This is a genomic window from Pseudomonas sp. 3A(2025), assembly GCF_054589175.1.
The window spans coordinates 1-18,307 of the sequence record NZ_BAAILM010000007.1 but is presented as its reverse complement, the minus strand read 5'-3'; the positions used below and the strand labels follow the sequence as shown (position 1 = coordinate 18,307).

The 18,307-nt window shown below is 60.0% G+C and carries 13 protein-coding genes and 1 pseudogene; 6 read left to right on the top strand and 8 right to left on the bottom strand.

Annotated elements, in window-relative coordinates; all coding sequences use genetic code 11:
* From ACYP2A_RS02115 to ACYP2A_RS02105, 3 genes and pseudogenes are all read left to right on the top strand, one after another.
* A partial coding sequence (locus ACYP2A_RS02115; RefSeq protein ID WP_459742316.1) for an RNA-guided endonuclease TnpB family protein occupies window positions 1–432 on the top strand: 432 nt, incomplete at its 5' end.
* Between the two features lie 960 nt (window positions 433–1,392).
* A pseudogene (locus ACYP2A_RS02110) lies at window positions 1,393–2,448 on the top strand (methyl-accepting chemotaxis protein); the annotation flags it as partial.
* A complete protein-coding gene (locus ACYP2A_RS02105; protein ID WP_459742324.1) occupies window positions 2,434–3,306 on the top strand; it encodes a methyl-accepting chemotaxis protein in 873 nt (290 codons plus the stop codon). The pseudogene ACYP2A_RS02110 and the gene ACYP2A_RS02105, both read left to right, overlap by 15 nt.
* Before the next feature lie 79 nt (window positions 3,307–3,385).
* Here ACYP2A_RS02105 and ACYP2A_RS02100 read toward each other — a convergent pair whose 3' ends face one another.
* Window positions 3,386–3,886 carry a GAF domain-containing protein gene (locus ACYP2A_RS02100; RefSeq protein ID WP_459742314.1) on the bottom strand — a complete coding sequence of 167 codons (501 nt, stop codon included), beginning with the start codon at window positions 3,884–3,886 and terminating at the stop codon, window positions 3,386–3,388.
* Between the two features lie 539 nt (window positions 3,887–4,425).
* On the opposite strand from ACYP2A_RS02100, the gene vapB reads away from it, so the two are divergent.
* Complete coding sequence (gene vapB, locus ACYP2A_RS02095; RefSeq protein WP_459742312.1) at window positions 4,426–4,677, top strand: type II toxin-antitoxin system VapB family antitoxin; 252 nt, start codon at window positions 4,426–4,428, stop codon at window positions 4,675–4,677.
* 45 nt (window positions 4,678–4,722) lie between these two features.
* Here the strand turns inward: vapB and ACYP2A_RS02090 are convergent, their stop codons facing one another.
* The 7 genes from ACYP2A_RS02090 to wecB all read right to left on the bottom strand — a co-directional run bounded on the left by ACYP2A_RS02090 (window position 4,723) and on the right by wecB (window position 15,419).
* A complete protein-coding gene (locus ACYP2A_RS02090; protein WP_459742322.1) occupies window positions 4,723–5,505 on the bottom strand; it encodes an alpha-amylase family protein in 783 nt (260 codons plus the stop codon).
* Window positions 5,506–5,586: 81 nt separating this feature from the next.
* Window positions 5,587–6,546, bottom strand: coding sequence for an alginate O-acetyltransferase AlgX-related protein (locus ACYP2A_RS02085; protein ID WP_459742310.1), 960 nt, complete (start codon window positions 6,544–6,546; stop codon window positions 5,587–5,589).
* A complete protein-coding gene (locus tag ACYP2A_RS02080) occupies window positions 6,543–7,196 on the bottom strand; it encodes an alginate O-acetyltransferase AlgF (protein ID WP_459742309.1) in 654 nt (217 codons plus the stop codon). Before ACYP2A_RS02080 ends, ACYP2A_RS02085 begins: the two co-directional genes overlap by 4 nt.
* Before the next feature lie 9 nt (window positions 7,197–7,205).
* Window positions 7,206–9,782 (bottom strand): NfrA family protein, encoded by a 2,577-nt coding sequence (locus ACYP2A_RS02075; protein ID WP_459742307.1) that lies wholly within the window; start codon window positions 9,780–9,782, stop codon window positions 7,206–7,208.
* The gene (locus ACYP2A_RS02070) at window positions 9,779–11,887 is read right to left on the bottom strand and encodes a glycosyl transferase family protein (protein ID WP_459742306.1); all 2,109 of its coding nucleotides are present in this window, start codon (window positions 11,885–11,887) and stop codon (window positions 9,779–9,781) included. The genes ACYP2A_RS02075 and ACYP2A_RS02070 overlap by 4 nt, the downstream gene beginning before the upstream one ends.
* A 12-nt stretch (window positions 11,888–11,899) precedes the next feature.
* Complete coding sequence (locus ACYP2A_RS02065) at window positions 11,900–14,089, bottom strand: hypothetical protein (RefSeq protein ID WP_459742320.1); 2,190 nt, start codon at window positions 14,087–14,089, stop codon at window positions 11,900–11,902.
* 100 nt (window positions 14,090–14,189) lie between these two features.
* Complete coding sequence (gene wecB / locus ACYP2A_RS02060; RefSeq protein ID WP_459742318.1) at window positions 14,190–15,419, bottom strand: non-hydrolyzing UDP-N-acetylglucosamine 2-epimerase; 1,230 nt, start codon at window positions 15,417–15,419, stop codon at window positions 14,190–14,192.
* Between the two features lie 850 nt (window positions 15,420–16,269).
* On the opposite strand from wecB, the gene ACYP2A_RS02055 reads away from it, so the two are divergent.
* Together ACYP2A_RS02055 and ACYP2A_RS02050 are read left to right on the top strand one after the other, a co-directional pair.
* Window positions 16,270–17,289, top strand: a complete 1,020-nt coding sequence (locus tag ACYP2A_RS02055) for a response regulator (RefSeq protein WP_459742304.1) — start codon at window positions 16,270–16,272, stop codon at window positions 17,287–17,289.
* A gap of 3 nt (window positions 17,290–17,292) precedes the next feature.
* Window positions 17,293–18,243, top strand: a complete 951-nt coding sequence (locus ACYP2A_RS02050; RefSeq protein ID WP_459742302.1) for a sensor domain-containing diguanylate cyclase — start codon at window positions 17,293–17,295, stop codon at window positions 18,241–18,243.
* Window positions 18,244–18,307: the final 64 nt, after the last annotated feature.

Here is an 18,307-nt window from a genome sequence, read left to right as displayed (position 1 = left end):
GTGGCCAGGCTGCACGCAAAAATTTCAGATGCCCGCCAGGACAACCTTCATCAGGTGTCGCGCAGATTGATCAACGAAAACCAAGTGATCTGCGTCGAGTCTTTGAAAGTCAAAAACATGATCAAAAATCGCAAGTTGTCCAAAGCCATTGCTGACGCCGCCTGGGGTGAGTTCGCTCGGCAGCTGGAGTACAAGGGTGACTGGGCGGGTCGGCAGATCGTGAGAATTGATCAGTGGTACCCGAGCAGCAAAACCTGTTCAGGTTGTGGTCATGTATTGGCCCGGTTATCACTCTCGACTCGAGTCTGGGCATGCCCATCGTGCAACGCCGAGCATGACCGCGACACCAATGCTGCAAAGAATATCAAAGCCGTGGGACTCACGGTGCTAGCCTGTGGAGAGCGTGTAAGACCGATGGCTCAAGTAGCCTGAGGCTGTGCTCTGTGAAGCAGGAATCCCCTTCCTTTGCGCCTGTGGCGCCGATCGAAGATCGAGGTGGGGGAGGACGTCAACTAGTGGCTATCGGGCCAGATCTGTGGATAAGCAGGCACTTATTGATCAAAAAATGACCATATTTTAATTGTGCGTGTTTTATCTCTTGGCTTACCTGAGAGGCCGCTAAAGTCGCCTGGCCGGCGAGCCGCCCGCCAGTCACAAGCAGATCAAGATCACTGCCCTCCAGGTCCGTACCTGGAAGCACGGAAACGAAGACACGTGGAGGGTGTTTCAAGGGCTGTTGTCGAGGACTGCAGACCAAGCCTGAAATAGCGGTGCAAGGCTCCATCTCAAAAACCTCCTTACGCCCATTGCTGATAGCGGACTTAAGCCAACGTTCAATCAGGACCAATCTTCGTAGTCGAGTCCTGGGACTCTACTGAACGCCCAAACATTATTGGTCACCCGCCCACAAACTGTAGCTATTGCATGCGCTGCAATGGCCGTGTCGTTATCACCCCATCGATAATCCTGTCTCAGAGAGTGCGCGTTTTACCGTGATCGTGGAATCCACGGCGCTTTGATCCCATGCCAGTATCCCGTTCAGGCGTTTTACAAAATCACCTACCAATTTTTTTCTTGGGCATGCTTTTTTACCGATCTGCCCGTAACGCATTTCCGCGTAAGTAATAGCGGAAGTGACGATACAGCGTGTGCGCTGACAAAGGATCCAATCACACAGTAACTTGAACTGTTTTGGACAGTTTTAAGCGGAAGTAGACGTGGTGAAGGCAGTTGACCGCCACCGCAGTTGGAAATATCCGTAGTCTGTTAAAAAATATTTTTTAATCACCTTGATTACAAAAAATAAGCTCAAGTAATGCCTGAAAAAGCTGATAGCTTCGTCGCACGCAGCGCTCGCTGCAAAATAGCATTCATTCTTATCAAGGTAGTCTTATGCACCCTAGCCGCTGGACAATGCTTAGCAACATAAGCGTTCGCTCCAAACTTATGCTTGGATTCGCGCTGCTTATCGGCATGATTTTGTTGGTGGCCTATACCGGCTGGAAGGCAACGGAGACCTTGCGCGATCGCAGTGAGCGGATAGAAGATATTGCAAAATTCAGCACCCTTGCCCGGGACATGCGAATAGAGCGTCTGGTCTACATTATTAGCGGCTCTGACGCACAGGCAGAGAAATGGTCCAGTGCATTGGGGAAGTCAGAAGCGCAGCTTAATGCAATTAGGCCTAATTTCAATTCGGCGGAAAACCGTGCACTGTTAGCCGACGCCGACGCTATCTTGAAACGGTACCGTGACTATTATAATCAGGTGGTGTCGGCGACACGTGAGCGCGAGCATGCACGCCTTGGCGCATCGACCTCGGCAGAAGCGCTCAATACCCGTTTGCTGGGTGTGTCAGAAGTGGCTAACGCAGAGGCGGGTAGTTTCGCTGATCGCCAACAATTAACGGCAATATTTTTGTCTGTCCAGAGAATGCGTGTCAGCTTTCGTACGTACGCTACTTCGCCCAGTAAAGCGACAGAGGAAGATATTCGCAAAAATATTAACAGTACGAGCGCGCTTGTAAAAGCGTTAGAGACCACTTCGTTGCCCACTGTTTCTGTTCGTGATCTTTCCCTTGAAATCCTGGCTTATGAGAAACAGCTGCAGACGCTGGTGACGGCTCAAGAAAAGGTGGAGACGGCGCAAGCGGGTATTACCTCCTCAATTACGGCACTGCTTAACATCACTGAGAAAATGACTGACATTCAAGTAAGGTTCAGGGTTTCTGATGTCTCCGGTGCTCAGCACATGCTGTTGCTGTGGCTGGTACTTGCCGTTGTACTTGGTCTGGTGGCCGCCTGGCTGATCACGGGCTCAATAGTGAAGCCTCTTCAGGAGACCGTGATGATTGCCGAAACAGTGGCCAAGGGCGATTTCACCTATAACACGGTGGTTAGCAGAAAAGATGAACTGGGTGCTTTGCAAAATAGCATGCAGTCAATGACTGCCGGCTTGAGAGGTTTGATCGGTGATATTCGGGACGGCATTGTTCAGGTCTCAAGCGCCGCTGAACAGCTGTCAGCGGTCACTGAGCAGACCAGTGCTGGCGTGAACTCGCAAAAAGTTGAAACTGATCAGATAGCCACTGCCATGCAAGAGATGACCGCCACGACCCATGAGGTGTCTCGAAACGCTGGGTTGGCTGCAAAAACGGCGGTTGATGCCAGTCGTCAGGCCCTGCAAGGCGACGAGGTTGTCGGCAAGGCGGTCAACCAGATCGAGCTATTGGCCAATGAGATGGAAACCACAAAAGAAGCCATGGTGACGTTGCGCAGTAACGCCGAAAGCATTGGCGGCGTCCTGGATGTTATCAATGCGGTTGCCGAGCAAACCAACCTGTTGGCGTTGAACGCCGCGATCGAAGCGGCCCGTGCCGGTGAAGCCGGGCGAGGATTTGCGGTGGTCGCGGATGAAGTGCGCAGTCTCGCTATTCGCACAAGAACGTCCACTGACGAAATTACCCAATTGATTGCCGGTTTGAACCGTAGTACAGACCGTATGAGCACGGTGTTACTCCAGAGCACTCAGTTAACGGACAGCAGCGTACAACACTCCAGGGACGCGCGTACCATGCTGAGGGGCATCACGGACTCGGTCAAAACGATCGAATCGATGAATGAGCAGATTGCCTGTGCGGCCGAACAACAACGTGCGGCGGGTGAAGAGATCAGTCGAAGTGTGACGAACGTTCGGGACATCTCGGACCAGACCGCCGCTGCCAGTGAGGAGACGGCTTCATCAAGCATGGAGCTTGCCCGGATCAGTGTGCAGCTTCAAGCAATGACCCATCGGTTTAAAATCTAGTCAAAAAAAGAGTGACCCTGACACAGTGCGGCATTTTCTGAATGCCGTTTTTTGCGGATTGGGCAGGGTATGTGTTATTTCAAGGGGTGGACAGGTTCGCGAAAAAAATACACCCAATCAATTTTGAAAAAATAGACAGTGTCTCTCGCAGGTCAGGGTCTTCAAATGAAACAGCCTCGGAATCCAGCACGCACAGGGCACCGAATAAACGGCCATCCGGAAGGAAAATAGGTAACCCGACATAGCTTTCCAGGTCAAAACGCCTGACGATAGGGCGAATGGCGTGTCGAGGGGATTGACTGATTTGTGGAATGAACAAGGCTTGCGGATTAATACAGAAATCGCTACAAATGGTTGTTTCCAAATCAAAGGCACTGCCGGCTTCGATACCTAAATGGGACGGGTCATACACTGAACACGTCACCCATTGGTTGTCGTTGAATTTGGCAATTGCGGCAAAACGCATTCTTGTCAGCCGCGTCACCAGTCTCAAAATATCGGTGGTGGCTTCAATCTCTGCAATCGCCGCACGCTCTTCAAAGGAGAGCAGTGTTTGAGACAAGGTCTTTTCAGTGTCCATAAGTTCCGGTTCTAGCGTATTCGCAAAAAGGTCAATAAGGGGTTATCGAGTATAGAGTTTGAAGGCGTTCTCAACACGGGGCGACGCCGGATAAGGACCCTTTTTTCGCCTGCAACTTACAGATCGAAGGCGGCTCGGATGAGGCGCTTATCATTGCATAGGGGCAGGTTGATCACCATAAGGCGAGGTGTTGGCACCGCGCGTTAAACGGGTCTCAGTAGACGCTTGGGATCTAACATCTGCGATGTGAAGACTGATGTGGCAAGGAATCGAGGGCTTTTTTCAGGAAAACCGAACCCGTTGACGCCGGTGCGCCTTTTACAGCCGCCATAACACGGAGCTGCGAACACAAAAAAAGCGCCTGCAGTCGTGGTCTGGGCGCTGTTGCGCCTATGTCTGTTCGGGTTCCTGGATGCCATTGAGGAAACCTCGGCTCAAGCTGAAGATAGAAGGTGCAATCATCGTTGAGGATTGCGTTGACACGACAGTGTCAGGCACTACCGTGGTCTATACATACGACCCATCCCCTGAGGTGCCCCATGGCGCAAGGTTCTGTTTTTCTGAGTAACCGCAGCCAGGCTATCCGTCTACCGAAGGCTGCTGCCCTTCCTGATGGTGTCAAACGAGTCGATGTCGTTGCGATTGGCAGGACCCGAATCATTACGCCTGCTGGAGAGTCTTGGGACAGTTGGTTCGACAGCGAAGGCGTCACCTGCGATTTCATGGATGACCGCATGCAACCGGAAACGTTTGAAAGCAACACTTGGGGCGTATGCAAACACTGCGAGTGACGCGCTCAAAGGAGCCGCCTTGTCCCCGTTGTAACCGTGTCTTTTCTAACGCGCCAACCCCTCCACCAGCTCCGGCGTCACGTAATGTGGCCCATCGAACAAATACAGCGGATACCCGTCATACGCCGCCAGTTGCGGTTTAAGTTCAGCCACCGTCGCCGGCCGAAAGCCGCCGCCGAGCTGCGGGCGGAAGGCTTCGACGATCAGCCGCACGCGGTGTTTGCCCAGACGCTGGCTCAGGGCGTCGGCGTAGGTGCGGGCCACCGGGGCGCTGCGGGCGTAGACGCCGACGCCGTCCTGAAAGAACACGCCGATGTCGTCCGGCAGCCATTGTTGCAGCCACTCGGCGGTGGCGGCAGGGCCGATGTTGGCGCCGTCGTAGACGCTGATCCACAACGGCCTGGGCAGTTTGGCCAGCAGCGCCGGCAGCTCTTTGGCGCGGGTCCAGCTGGGGTCGACTTCGGCCGGAAAGTACCAGCCCGTGACATGCAGCGGCGTTTTGATTTTCGCGACTTTTTCCGACAGTGCCGCCAGGTGCTCGATGTTGTCACGTGAGCGGTTTTCGCTGAAATAGCCGGCCAGCCCCATGATCACATCCTGCGCCCAGGGCTCGCCGGCGATGCGCTGCCAGTCGGGCATCACCGGCACGCCGGGCAGGTCGCTGCCGGGGACGAAGGCCTGATCGTCGACCACCGACCATTGCACCAGCAGCTCTTTGGCGCCCAGTTTTTGCCAGTCGCCCCGAATGCCCACGGTCGCGTTGTCCGGCTGCCAGACGATGCCGACAATGCCAGGCGTCAGCGGCTTTTTTGCGGTGACATACAGCATCGCGATGCCGACAGCGAAGGTCACTGCCAATAACACGAGGCCCGCAACAGTGCGGTTCAGGGACTTGCCGACGATGTTCAATCAAAGCGCCTTCTGGATGCGTTGCTGCCACTGGCTCAACGAGATAACCCCCTTGGCGTTCCAGTTGGTGGCGTTGGGCCCCAGATGGAACTGCCCTTCATTGAACTGCCAGACAATCACTTGCGGCTTGTGTCCAGCAAAGTCTGGCGATTCCAGGTATTGCAGAAAGGTCGCCCATGGCCCGACATCGCCCGGGTTCCAGGTCAGGGTGACCGGGCGGTCCAGGACGTTGGAGAGTTTCTGCGGAAAGCCCAGAAACGGTTGTACGAAGCTGTTGCCGATCACATGGACAGGCGCTGGTGCGTCGTCGATCAGCAGGTCTTTTTCCACTTCGCGGCGCACGGTGTAGACGTCGCGACCGATCAGTTTACGTTTGACCGCCGGCAGCAGATTGGCGGCCAGGTCGCCAAACATGCGCTTTTGTACCCATGGACCCAGCACGGTACCGCCGCCGGGTTCGCCTTCAAGACGGTAGCGCTGGCTGATCAGCCCGGCCGCTGCCTTGGCTGCGTCTTCGGCCGCCCAGGCCGTCCAGTGGTAGTCGGCGCGCCAGAAGGCATGCTGATCGCCCTGTTCGGTCTGTTGCAGCACCGGCTTGAGGTCGAAGGTGGTCAGGCCGGCCTGGGTCAGCTGCGCCTGAATGCGCTCGTAACGTTGCAGCACGGCCGGGCTGACTTTCTGGTCTGGCTCAAGGCGTTGCAGATAAAGCGGCACTTTCATCGGCACGATCAGCAGCACCAGGGCGATGTGCTGGCGCTCAAGCTGCGTTTGCAGGTCCTTGAGCAACGTGACGTTGCGCGCCATGCCGGCGTTGTCGACGCTGCTCAGGCTTTCCCAGGCAGGAAACAACCAGCCGTCCTTGCCGGTGATGACTTGCGAGGCGGCGTGCGGCGCAAGGCCGGGCAGCCCCAGCAGTGCGCCAGCGAGCAGACAAGGCCGCAGTATCGAGACAAGACTCATGGCGCGGTCTTGTCGACAACGCCGATCAGGCGCGGGCTTTGTGCCGGGCCGACCAGAAACAGGCTATAGCGGTCACCGGCCTGAAACGGCTCAAGCTGCAACGGCAGGCTGGCGCTTTGGGCGCAATGGCCAATCAGGGTTGCTTGCACCGGGTTGATGGTGCGCTGCGCCTGGCCCTTGTAGGCAATCTGGCTCATGACACTGCTGCCGTTAGCTAGCTTGATATCTAGCTGGGCACAGCCGCTGCTGAGGTTGTAGGCGTTGAGTTCGGCTTTCAGGTCCTTGCCACGTGGCGGCGGGTCGATGACCAGACGCGGCGCGGCCGCAGGGTCGTTGTCGAGAATCAGGGTGACAAAGGCATTGGCCGGTGCGTTCAGGTCTTTGATTTCACGCCCCTCGACTGTCACCGCCAGCGGCTTGCGGGCGTCTACCGCCTGGAACGGGCTGGCGACCACCGACCGGGCCGACAAGGCTTGCGGGGTGCCTGTGCCCACGCGCACCTGTTGCACGTTGTCAGTCGGGTTGACCACCCGCAGCCAGGCCGAGCCTTCGGGCAGTTTCGGGGCGTAGAGTTGCGCAATGCCGGGGGCGGCCTGGGCCATGGAGCAGACCAGACCAAGGCCTAGAAACAAGCTGATATGGGCGTACATGAGCAGTCCTCAATAAGAATAAGTCAGTCGGGAAAACACACCTTTGGCGCGGTCGTCGCCAAAGACTCTCAGGCGGTATTGCAAAGAGAAATCGACATAAGAGCGCGGGGCGTTGTACGCGTCTTCGCGGAACCAGTAGCGCACGTTGTTGCCGATCCCCAAGCCGCCTGCGGTGCCGGAGGAGTAGTCGGTGCTGCCATCGGCCTGGGTTTCGCCGTCCATTTTCGAGTCGTAGTCGAAGGCGGCCACCACGTGCGGGAAGCTCACCCAGCGCGAGCCGGTGCCACCGATGGCGTAGCTGCGTCCGCCTTGCCATTCACTGTTGAAGTAGTTGCGTGAATCGTTGATATAGCGCCCGCCCTCGGCAAAAAACTGCGAGGTCCACCAGCTCGGCACATCGACACGCAGGTCGGTGCCGACGCTGGCGCCATAGCCCAGGCGCACCAGCCAGTCGCCGTCGACGTCGGACGAGCCTAGCGGGAAAGTGCGTTCAAAAGCTGCCACCACATTGAGGGTCGAGAACGGTTTGACGCGCACGCCCACCGCACCTTGCAGGGCATCCAGGCCGGTGTCCGAGTCGCTGTCTTTAGCCCATAGCGTGTCGCTGAGCCGGGCATAGAATTCGGTGAACTGCGCGTTACGGTAACCGAACGGGCGCCACGACACTTCGGTGCTGTTTTGCAGGCTGTCGTTACTGCGGCTGCCACGGCTGCCCGTGGTGTTATTGCCGGTGCTGGGGGCAGCACTCAGGCCACTGGACGAGCTGTTGCCACGGTAACTGGTGGTGCTGGTCAGGCCTACGGTGCGCGAGACATCAGCCACTGTGCGCCGGGTGTCGAACAGTTTCTGTGGCGGCATTTGCAGTTCGCCGGCTTTTTCAGCATCGACGACGCGCTTGAAGTAGTCCACCGCGCCCTTGTCGTCATTGACGCGCATGGCGTTGTACGCGGCGTCCTGGGTGGCAACCGGCGGTAAACGGCTTTCGCTGTCGGCCTTGGCGAATGATTCATGGGCCGCGTCATCGTCGCCGGCCTGCACCGACAGGTAGGCGACCTGCAACTGGCTCATGGCATTCAGTTCACCGGCCTCGCGGGCCAGTTGCAGGCGCTCGCGGGCGGTCTGTTGCTGACCCAAGGCGGCATACAGGCTGGCTTCTTCGTAACTGGGCAGGCTGCCCATGGCCAAGGCCTGGCTGAAGTCCTTGCGGGCACCGGCATCATCATCGGTTTGCTGGCGCAGGCGGCCACGTTGCGCAAGCAGGTCGGCGTCGTCGCCAGCCGCCTGCAAGCCCTGGCTGAGGGCGGCAATGGCGTCAGGCAGTTGCTTTTGCTCACTCAGCGCGGTGGCTTTGAGGCCGTAATACGCAGGGTTTTTCGGTGCCTTGCGAATGGCCTCATCGGCCAGTGCTGCGGCAGTGGCCGTGTCTTTGCGCGACAGGGCGGCGTACGCCTGCACGGCCATGTCGGTACCGGCATCGCGCTGGTTGCCGGGCCAGATGTCGCAGGCCAGACCAAACGCGCTTTCCTGGCAATTGAGCGTCGGTGCCGGAAAGCGCACTGCCGCTTGCAGACCGTTGCGCTGTTGCCGTGCGGCCGCCAGGGCAACGCCACGCCGACGCGTCAGCTCATCGTTGCCGTTGTCGTCATCGGGCAGTTGCTGCAACTGCTGCAGCGCCTGTTGCGGCTGTTGGTTGAGCAACGCCAGATCGGCAGCGAAAAAGCGGATCTCGCGCACCTCGGAGTCAAGCAGACCTTTGATAGCCAGCGCCCGGTTGAGGTCGGCCTGCGCGGCCTGGGTTTTGCCCTGACGGTCCTGGGCGTAGCTGCGCAAAATCCACGGCGTGATCTCGCCATCGTCCTGGGCCAGCGCACCGCTGGCCGTTTGTTCGGCACCGCGATAGTCCTCGGCAGCCAGCAAGGCACTGATCAGCAGGTACTGGTTGGCCGCCACTTCCGGTGCCCAGGCCACGGCCTGGCGGGCCTGCTCGACGGCCAGCGTCAGGTTGCCTTGTTGCAGGGCGCGGTAACCGGCAATCGCCAGCGGCGCGGCCAATTGCCGGCGAATCGCTTCACGGCGCATCAGCAAGGTGTCGTCGTCGGGAAAACTGCGCAAGGCGTCAGTGGTGGCCTGGTCGGCGGCCTGCAAATCCTGTTGGCGCTGCAAGGACTCGATCAACAGCAGGCGGTAATCCATGCGCCCCGGCGCCTGGGCGATGGCCTGGCGGGCGGCGCGGGCGGCGCCGGCAAAGTCTTCGCGGTCGTAGGCCTTGAACGCCTGGGCCGCAGCGGCAAAGCCCGGGCCTGGACGCGCTTGCGGGTAGCGCTCGGGGTGGTCGCGGCGATGTTTGTCGCGTTCGGCCAGCGCCACCAGCGTCTTTAACTGCGCCACATCGGGCCGCTGGCGCAAGGCTTCATGGGCCTTGGCGATGGCCAGGTCGTAGTCTTTGCGGTCGTAGGCGCGATAAGCCTCGTTGGCCAGGTGATAGGCCGGGCCGCTCAACGACAACGGCAGAACTTCGGCCCCGGCACTGAGCGGTAACAGGACCAGCATGGCCATCATGCTTATCAGGGGCAAAGGGCGCGTCATGGCGTGGGCTCCAGAGGGGCAGGGCGATGCTGGCGAGCGACGGCCTGTTCGATGGTTTCGCGCGGCAAGACGCCCAGGTCCACCAGGTAGTCGCCGATGCGGCCATGGTGCTGCGGGCGGTAGTTGAGCATGGCGCGGTCGAACACCTGACGGTCGATCAGCCCGGCCTCGATCAGCAGGTCGCCCAGCAGCGGCGTGCCGGCGGCGGGTTGCTGAGCCTGCGAGCCACTGCCGATCTGGCGCAGCCGCGTGACGATTTCGCTTTCGCGGGCGATCAGTTGCAATGGCTCGCCGCCCATGGCGCTGCTGATCTGTTGCAAGCCCTCGTCAGGCAACGGGCTGGTCACCGCGATGCGTGGCTGGCCGTTGGCCGCCGGCGTCAGCGGCACCGCGCGCCAGCGCAGGCAGAACTCATCGTCGAGCACGCCATCCTGGCGATTGGCGTCCAGTTCGAAGATGCGTGGCAAGTCGTTCTGAAAGGCGATGGCCTCAGCCAGGGTTTCGTCGTCCAGCCAGCCGCGCCCGAGCAAAATACGGCCCAGCGGCAGTGGCCGGCTTTGTTGTTCGTCCAGTGCGCTTTGCAGGTTGGCATCGGTGATCGCCTGCCACGACAGCAGCACGCTGCCCAGCTTGCGCGGCGCTGCGGCGATCAGGTCGGTGGATGGAAAGTCGTGCATGGTCTTGTCCCAGACCAGCTTGCGCCCCAGCAGTTTGCCGATCAGGAACATGCGCCAGGCGCGAGAGGCAGCCATGAAGTTGACGAAGTTGCCGACCACCATGCGCGGGATCGACAACAAACCGTGCTGCCAGCCGTACAGCACGCTGGTGAAGTAATAGCGGTGCAACATGCGCCACAGCAGCGCGATGCCGTTGGCCAGCAGCAGCGCCTGAAGAAGGTCGTTGTCGTCGAACCAGGCCGGAAAGCTGACGTCCCACAAACCGCTGTAACGCAGCACGATCAGGGCCACCAGTTGCACCAGAATCACATAGGCCAGGATGCTGACGAACGAGGTGACGATGCCCTTGCGGTCACGAAACAGCAGATAACGGTTGGCCAGCGAGCCGCTCCAGCCCATCTGCTCCCAGCCTTGCAGGCCGATGCCCAGGGTCCAGCGGGCTTTCTGGCGAAAGGCGGTACGAAAGGTGTCGGGAAAGAACTCGCGCACGCACAGCGGCATGTGCAGGGTCGACTCGTAGGGCTTGCGAAACCACGATTTGCGCAGCACCCGGAACTGCACCGGAAAGCGTACGAAAATCGCGTTCATGCCGTATTTGGCCAGGCGCGCGCCGACATCGTAGTCCTCGGTCAGGCTGTCGGTGTTGAACGGCTGGTTCTGGTTTTCGGCGGCCAGCACTTGCAGGGCTCGGTGCGAGAAGCAGGTGCCGACGCCGGCCGAGGGCACGGTGTCGGTCATGCTTTCGCGCACCACCAGGTCCTTGCCATGCCACTCGGCGAACTCGTCCATGTAGGTCCCGGCGACCCACTCGTACCAGTTGCGCTCCAGCGACACCACCGGCAACTGGATCATGTCCTTGCGCGGCAGCAGGTAGTTGAACAGGCGCAACTCCAGCGGGTGCAGCACGTCTTCGCTGTCGTGCAGCACGGTGCCGGCGAAGGTCATGCCGTGGGTTTTCTCGTGCAGAAAAATGGCCTGGATCACCCAGTTCAGGCAGTCGGCCTTGCAGGTGGGACCCGCGTGCGGCACCTCGACCCGGTGCAATTGCTTGTAGCGCCGACGCATGCGCTCGACTTCATCGATGGTGCGCTGGTCATTGATGTAAGTGCCGACGAACACCACGTAGTTCTGGTAGTCCAGCGTCGACACCATGTTCTCGATCATCGGCGCGATAACGTCGTATTCCAGCCACGCCGGCACCATGATCGCCAGCGGTTGCTGATCGCGGTCCAGCAGTTGCTGTTCGGTCAGCGGCCGGTAGCGGCGTTCGGCGGTGAGCTTGCGGTACAGGCGGCGCGCCCAGTACCACAGGTCCACGATCAGGTCGTCCACGCTGGAAATCAGGATCAGCACCGCGACCACCAACGTCGCCGCTTCCAGAAAGCTGTAGTAATGGGCCAGCCAGTACGGCCAATAAAGCGAGGTCATCGACGCGCCTCGTTATTGACGATTACGGCGGGCGCGACGGCCAGCCAGCAGCAGGATCACAAACAGCAGTACACCGCCCGGAATCAGCCACAACAGCGATGGCGTACGCCAGGCCTCGAGGCCACGCGGCTCGTCAGCGTCGATCAACTGGCTGCCGCTCGGGTCGTGGGTGTCGAAGGTCGACAACGCACCTTCGGCGCCCAGAATCGAGGCATTGCCACGGGTCAGCAGCAAGGGTTCTTCAAACTGCGGCGCATGAGCGCCGAGAGTGCGATAGACCACTCCATGCTGGTTGCCGGACGTGACTACTTGCAGGGCGGCCATGTTGTCCAGTTGCTGCAGGTCGAGCAGGCGCTGCTCTTTGTGGTTGATCAGCAGGCGGCCTTGCTCGTTGACCTGCAGCGCTTCGTTGGCGTCCTTGACCGGCAGCTCGAAGGCCAGAAACGGTTTGTCAGGGTTCACGGCGGCCTTGCCGTCGGCCTGCACACTCAACTGGGCACGCAGCGGCGAGACACCGGTGGCGTCGGCGATCTTGATCAGGGTTGGCAGGCTGCTGGCCGGGCGTTCCAGCCAGGCTTGCGGCACCAGTACCTGGCCATCCTGCGCGAAGCGGGCGGCCATGCCGGCAAAGTCGCTGCCTGGTTTGCCGGTTTCCAGCACGATGTGGCTGGTCGGCAGCACACTGACCGGGAAGGCCTGCGGGGTTTCCAGGCAACGGTTACTGACCGGCTGGCGCTGAAACGACACGCGCAAGACATTGCGCGAGCCCAAGGCATACGCCGGGATGCGCGCCTCGATGCGCTGTTTCTGGCCGTCGCTGACCAGTTGCGCGGCGCCAATCAGGTAATCGTTGAGAAAGATCGAGGCCACCGGCGCCGTGCTGGACGCGCCAGGGGCGCTGCTCAGGTCGACCACGGCCTTGACCGGCAAGCGACCGTCATAGGCGACGTTGCCCAGTGGAAAGGTCGCGCTCCAGTCGCTCTTGGCCAACACGTCGAGGCTGCCGGGCGAGCCGCCCAGACGCGACAGGGCCAAACGCCCGTCTTTAGTCAGCGGCAGTTGCGCTTCGGCGATGGTCAACTGGCGATTGCGCGCCAGTTTGTTCCATGCCGAATTGAACAGGGTCATGGCCTTGACCGTGGCGGTCGGTGCAATCAACAGCATGGGCCGGGTACCGATCAGCGCCAGGCGCGCTTCATCCTTGCCCAGCGAACCCAGGCCGGTGCGCACGTGCTGCTCGCGCCATTGCACCAGTGCTTGCGCAGCCTGCGTATCGAGTGCCTGTACCTCGGCCTGCAAGGCATCCAGCGCGGTGTCGATGGCCTTGAGCAGGGCGGCATCGTCGATGGCCAGGTCGGCCTGCACGCTTGGGCTTTTGCCCAGCACCAGCAGGGCGCCGACTTCGGCGGCGCTTTTCAGGGTGTAGCGGCCCTGGACGTCGAGGCTGGCAAATGCCGGCACGCTGCGCAGGGCTTCAGGTACGCGCTGCGCGCTTAGCTCGACGGTGTCGCCGACGCCGGGCAGCGGCAGAATGCGCGCCTGTTTACCGATGCGCTCCAATGCCACGCCAAGGCGCCAGGTGGCGTCGTAGCTGGCGGTCGACAAAGTGCCTGGTGCGATCAGCACGCCGGGCTTGCCGGGCAGGGCATTCCAGGCCGCGCCGATGTCGCGCAACTGGCGGGCATCGTAGCTGTAGGTCAGGCGGGTGTCGGGCTGGATGCGCAGCACGTTGCCGATGACGCGCTCCTCTTCACACAGTTCGCGCGCGACCCGCGAGGACCAGGCCACGCCCAGTCGCACCGAACCGGTGTCACGTGGCGCCTTGTCGACGCCCAGGGTCGCGCTGGCATCGCCTTCGGGTTCGCTCAGGCCCTGGGCACGTACCGGGTAGCCGTCCAGCGACAACAGCAAGGTGTTACGACCGCCTTCGCCGTTCAGATAGCTGGCGTCGAATGTCAGCGATGCATCGGTCAGCGGCACACCGGCCGGTACAGGCAAATACAGCTCACGCCGCGCGTCGCTGGCGCCCAGCACGATGGGGTCCTTGATGCCCAGGTCGTCCAGACGAATCTCGCGCTCCTGACGCAGATCGGCATTGAGCCGGGCAATCGCCTGGCTCAACGCGCTTTCGGCTGCCAGGGCTTGGGTCGGCATGAGCGCGAGCAGGCTCGCACCCCAGGCAAGGGCGCTGAATGCGCCCATGTGGATGGACTTCATCGACGTGGTCTCGAACGAATGATAAGCGGGTAGAAATCGTGGAACCGGCGAGCGCTACAGGGCGCGCTCGCCTCTTCAAGCACGGCTAGCTGGACTGCGGCCGGCGTAGCGCTGATGCGCTGTGGCCCATCAATGCATCAGTGCGCTGCCAGTCGCGTTGCCCCGGCATAAAGTCATCGACCGGGCGGCCCATCAACGCATCGACGATGCGGCTGCAAGCCTTGCCATCGCCATACGGGTTGCTGGCCTGTGCGGCGCGGCGCCAGAGCAGTTCGTCTTCATACAGGGCATTGACGCCTTGCACGATCGACTGTGGCGAGGTGCCAACCAAACGTACGGTGCCTGCGGCGACCGCCTCAGGGCGCTCGGTCACCTCACGCATCACCAGCACCGGCTTGCCCAGCGACGGCGCTTCTTCCTGCACGCCACCCGAGTCGGTGAGGATCACGTGGGCACGCTGCATCAGGCGCACGAACGACAGGTAATCGAGTGGTTCGATCAGGTGCACATGGGGCACGTTGCCCAGGTGTTCGGTGACCGGGCCCTTGACGTTGGGGTTCAGGTGCACCGGGTAAACGATCTGGATGTCCGGGCGCTGTGCCAGCGTGCGCAGGGCCTTGCAGATGTCGAGAAAACCGTCGCCGAAATTTTCCCTGCGGTGGCCGGTCACCAGTAACAGCTTGCGGCCGGGCACCAGAAAGTCGAACGGTTTGTCGAGCCGTTCACGCAGGTCGCGGTCGCGCTCGATACGCAGTGCCGTCTGTTGCAGGGCGTCGATCACCGTGTTGCCGGTGACGAACGAGCGGCCTTGCTGACGCTCGCCCAACAGGTTGCGCCGTGCCTCGGCAGTGGGGGCAAACAGCAGGTCGGCGGTCATGTCGATGCAGCGCCGGTTCATTTCTTCTGGCCATGGCTGGCGGATATCACCGGTACGCAAGCCTGCTTCGATGTGAGCGACCGGAATACGTCGATGAAATGCAGCCATCGAGGCGACCATCGCGGTTGTCGTGTCGCCATGCACCAGCACGCGGTCCGGGCGGGCGATGTCGAGCATCGGATCGATGGCATCGAACAGCGCGGCGCTCAGGGTATTGAGCGTCTGGTCGGGACGCATCACATCCAGCGTGTAGTCGGCCTTCAGGTCGAACAATTCCAGCACTTGCTTGAGCATGTGCTGATGCTGGCCAGTGACGCAAACGCGCGACTGTATACCGGGCTCGGCGGCGAGGGCCTTGACCAGAGGGGCCATCTTGATGGCTTCTGGACGAGTGCCAAAGATGGACAGAATCTTGATAGGGGGGTGGTTGCTAGCGATGATGGCCTCCTGCGCTATAACGCGCTTACAGCACCGGGGCCGTCGAGGGGCCAACCAGTGAGATGGGTTCTATCGTAGTACCGGGGTTTAACAGAATCATCACGCGGGGCCACATCATGTGAATAGACTGCACTGCCTTGCATCCCGGAAGTAGGCAGATTATTAGCATCGATTTAATTAATTGCAAAACTTAAATGTGTTTTTTTGAGATAAAACACGTGGAAACTTTTCTTTTAAGTTGCAGTCAGCAAACTCCACTACACTCATAAGCCTATGATTTAAAAGAATTTATAAATAGAAGATGACAGAGCCATATCACGTAGCTGAGCGCACACTGACCGACAACATAGAAGAATCGCCGCGCACGGGTGACACCCTAATGGCGCCTGATTATTGGCAATCAGGCAGAGGCAGTGCGTGCCGTGTTACTGGCGTCGGAAAAAGTTCAATAAAGAGGATGCACGACAGGCAGCGGACACTTTATAAAAGATAAAGTTTCAGGGTGTCCTGTGAAACCCATGACGGTGTGGCGCACCGTTGTGGAAAACGATACACACAGCGACGAGTGTAGACGAGGCGTCATTGATCCGGTCTTAATACGGTGCCATTTGTCGGCCATTATTGGATTTGAGTGATCAGGACGTGGCATCGGCGCGAAATAACTGAGCACGTTAATTGCATCTCGTCTGTGTGAAAGAAAAAAAGGGGAATATTCGACCCATCGTGCCTCTTCTCAGCCACCCGGTAGCGTCATAAGCTCCGGTGAGGTTCGTTTTTCTGAATACGCTCGCCGTTGCCAAGCTGTTCCTGGCGATGGCCTGAAACTTTCTTTGTAGTGAGAACCCCTGCAATGCCCACGATTGCGCTAGTGATCTGCGATGACTCGAATATGGCGCGCAAACAGTTACTGAGGGCGCTGCCAGCCGGCTGGGATGTGTCGGTAACCCTGGCAGCCAACGGCCTTGAAGGGCTGGGCGCGGTGCGCAACGGATTGGGTGAAGTGATGCTGCTGGACCTGACCATGCCGGTCATGGATGGCTACCAGGCGCTGGCTGCGATCCGCACCGAGGGGCTGGAAAGCAAGGTGATCGTGGTGTCGGGCGATGTTCAGGACGAAGCCGTAAGGCGAGTCATGGAGCTGGGCGCGCTGGCTTTTCTGAAAAAGCCGGCCGACCCCGACGAACTGGCAGCCACCCTGGTGCGCCTGGGCCTGCTCGACAAACCGGCGACGGTGCAGGTACCCAGCGTGCCTGCAGCGCCTGTGACGCCGCGCGCGGCCGAAGGCACCATCAGTTTCCAGGACGCCATGCGCGAGACGGTCAACGTCGCCATGGGCCGTGCAGCGGCCTTGCTGGCCAAGGTGCTGGGCGTCTTTGTGCAATTGCCGGTGCCCAACGTCAACATGCTGGAGGTCGGTGAACTGCACATGGCGCTGGCCGCCCCGCAGGACGGCCAGCGGCTGACAGCGGTGTGCCAGGGCTACATCGGCGGCGGTATCGCCGGTGAGGCGCTGTTGCTGCTGCACGACTCGGAAATTGCCGACATCGCCCGCCTGATGCACCGCGACTCACCCGATTACAGTGACATGGAAGTATTGCTGGACTTGTCGACCATCCTGATCGGCGCCTGCCTGAGCGGCATCGGCGAGCAGATCGATGTGCCGTTTTCCCTGGGCCACCCACAGATCCTGGGCCAGCAGGGCAATAACGATGTGCTGATCAATGTCAGCCAGCAACGCTGGAAACAGACCCTGGCGGTGGAAGTCAGCTACAGCGTGGAAGGTCACGACATTCATTTCGATTTGCTGATGTTGTTCACCGAAGACTCGGTCGAGCGGCTCTCGCGCAAACTGGCCTACCTGACGAGCTGATGTATGAACGAGCAAATCGATATCAAAGAGCTTCACTGGCTGTTGGCCGTAACCCAGAACATCGATGTAGGGATTGTGGTACTCGACCGCGACTTCACTGTGCAGGTCTGGAACACGTTCATGGAAAACCGCTCTGGCGTGGTGCCGTTCGATGCCATTGGCCATTCGTTCTTCGAGCTGTTTCCAGAGATCAACCGCGCCTGGTTCAGCAAAAAAGTCGAAAACGTCGTCACCCTCGGCACACCGGCGTTCACCATCTGGGAGCAGCGGCCTTATCTGGTGCGCTTCAAGAACTACCAGCCGATCACCGGCCAAGAACCGTTCATGTACCAGAACACCACACTGTTTCCGTTGCGCAGCACCAACGGCCAGATCAGCCATATCTGCCTGGTGATCTACGACGTGACCGATGTGGCCACCAACCGCCATCAACTGCTCACGGCCAACACCGAGCTGCAGCGGTTATCGAGCACCGATCGCCTGACCGGCTTGAGCAACCGTGGTCATTGGGAAGAGTGCCTGCGCCATGAGTACGCCCGGCACACGCGTTACGGCAGCGAGGTGGCGATGGTGATGGTCGACATCGATCACTTCAAGCGGGTCAACGACACCTGGGGCCACCAGACCGGCGACAAGGTGATTCAGGTGGTCGCCGAGGCCATGCGCACGCACATCCGCAGCGCAGACATTGCCGGTCGATACGGCGGTGAAGAGTTCTCGGTGCTGTTGCCCGACACCAACAAGGCCGGCGCGCAGATATTTGCCGAACGGCTGCGCAAGGCGGTCGAGGAACTGCATGTGGATCACGATGGCCAGCAGATTCGCTGCACCATCAGCCTGGGCGTGGCCGACCTCAGCCAGCCTTCCAAAGACTATAAGTCTTTGATCGAGGCCGCCGACCAGGCGCTGTACCAGTCCAAGAAAAACGGCCGCAATCAGGTGACGGTGGCGTAGAGGCGTATTCATATAGCGCCTCCTGCCTCGGCACGGATCGGTAGACGATCACCCACCGCCACGG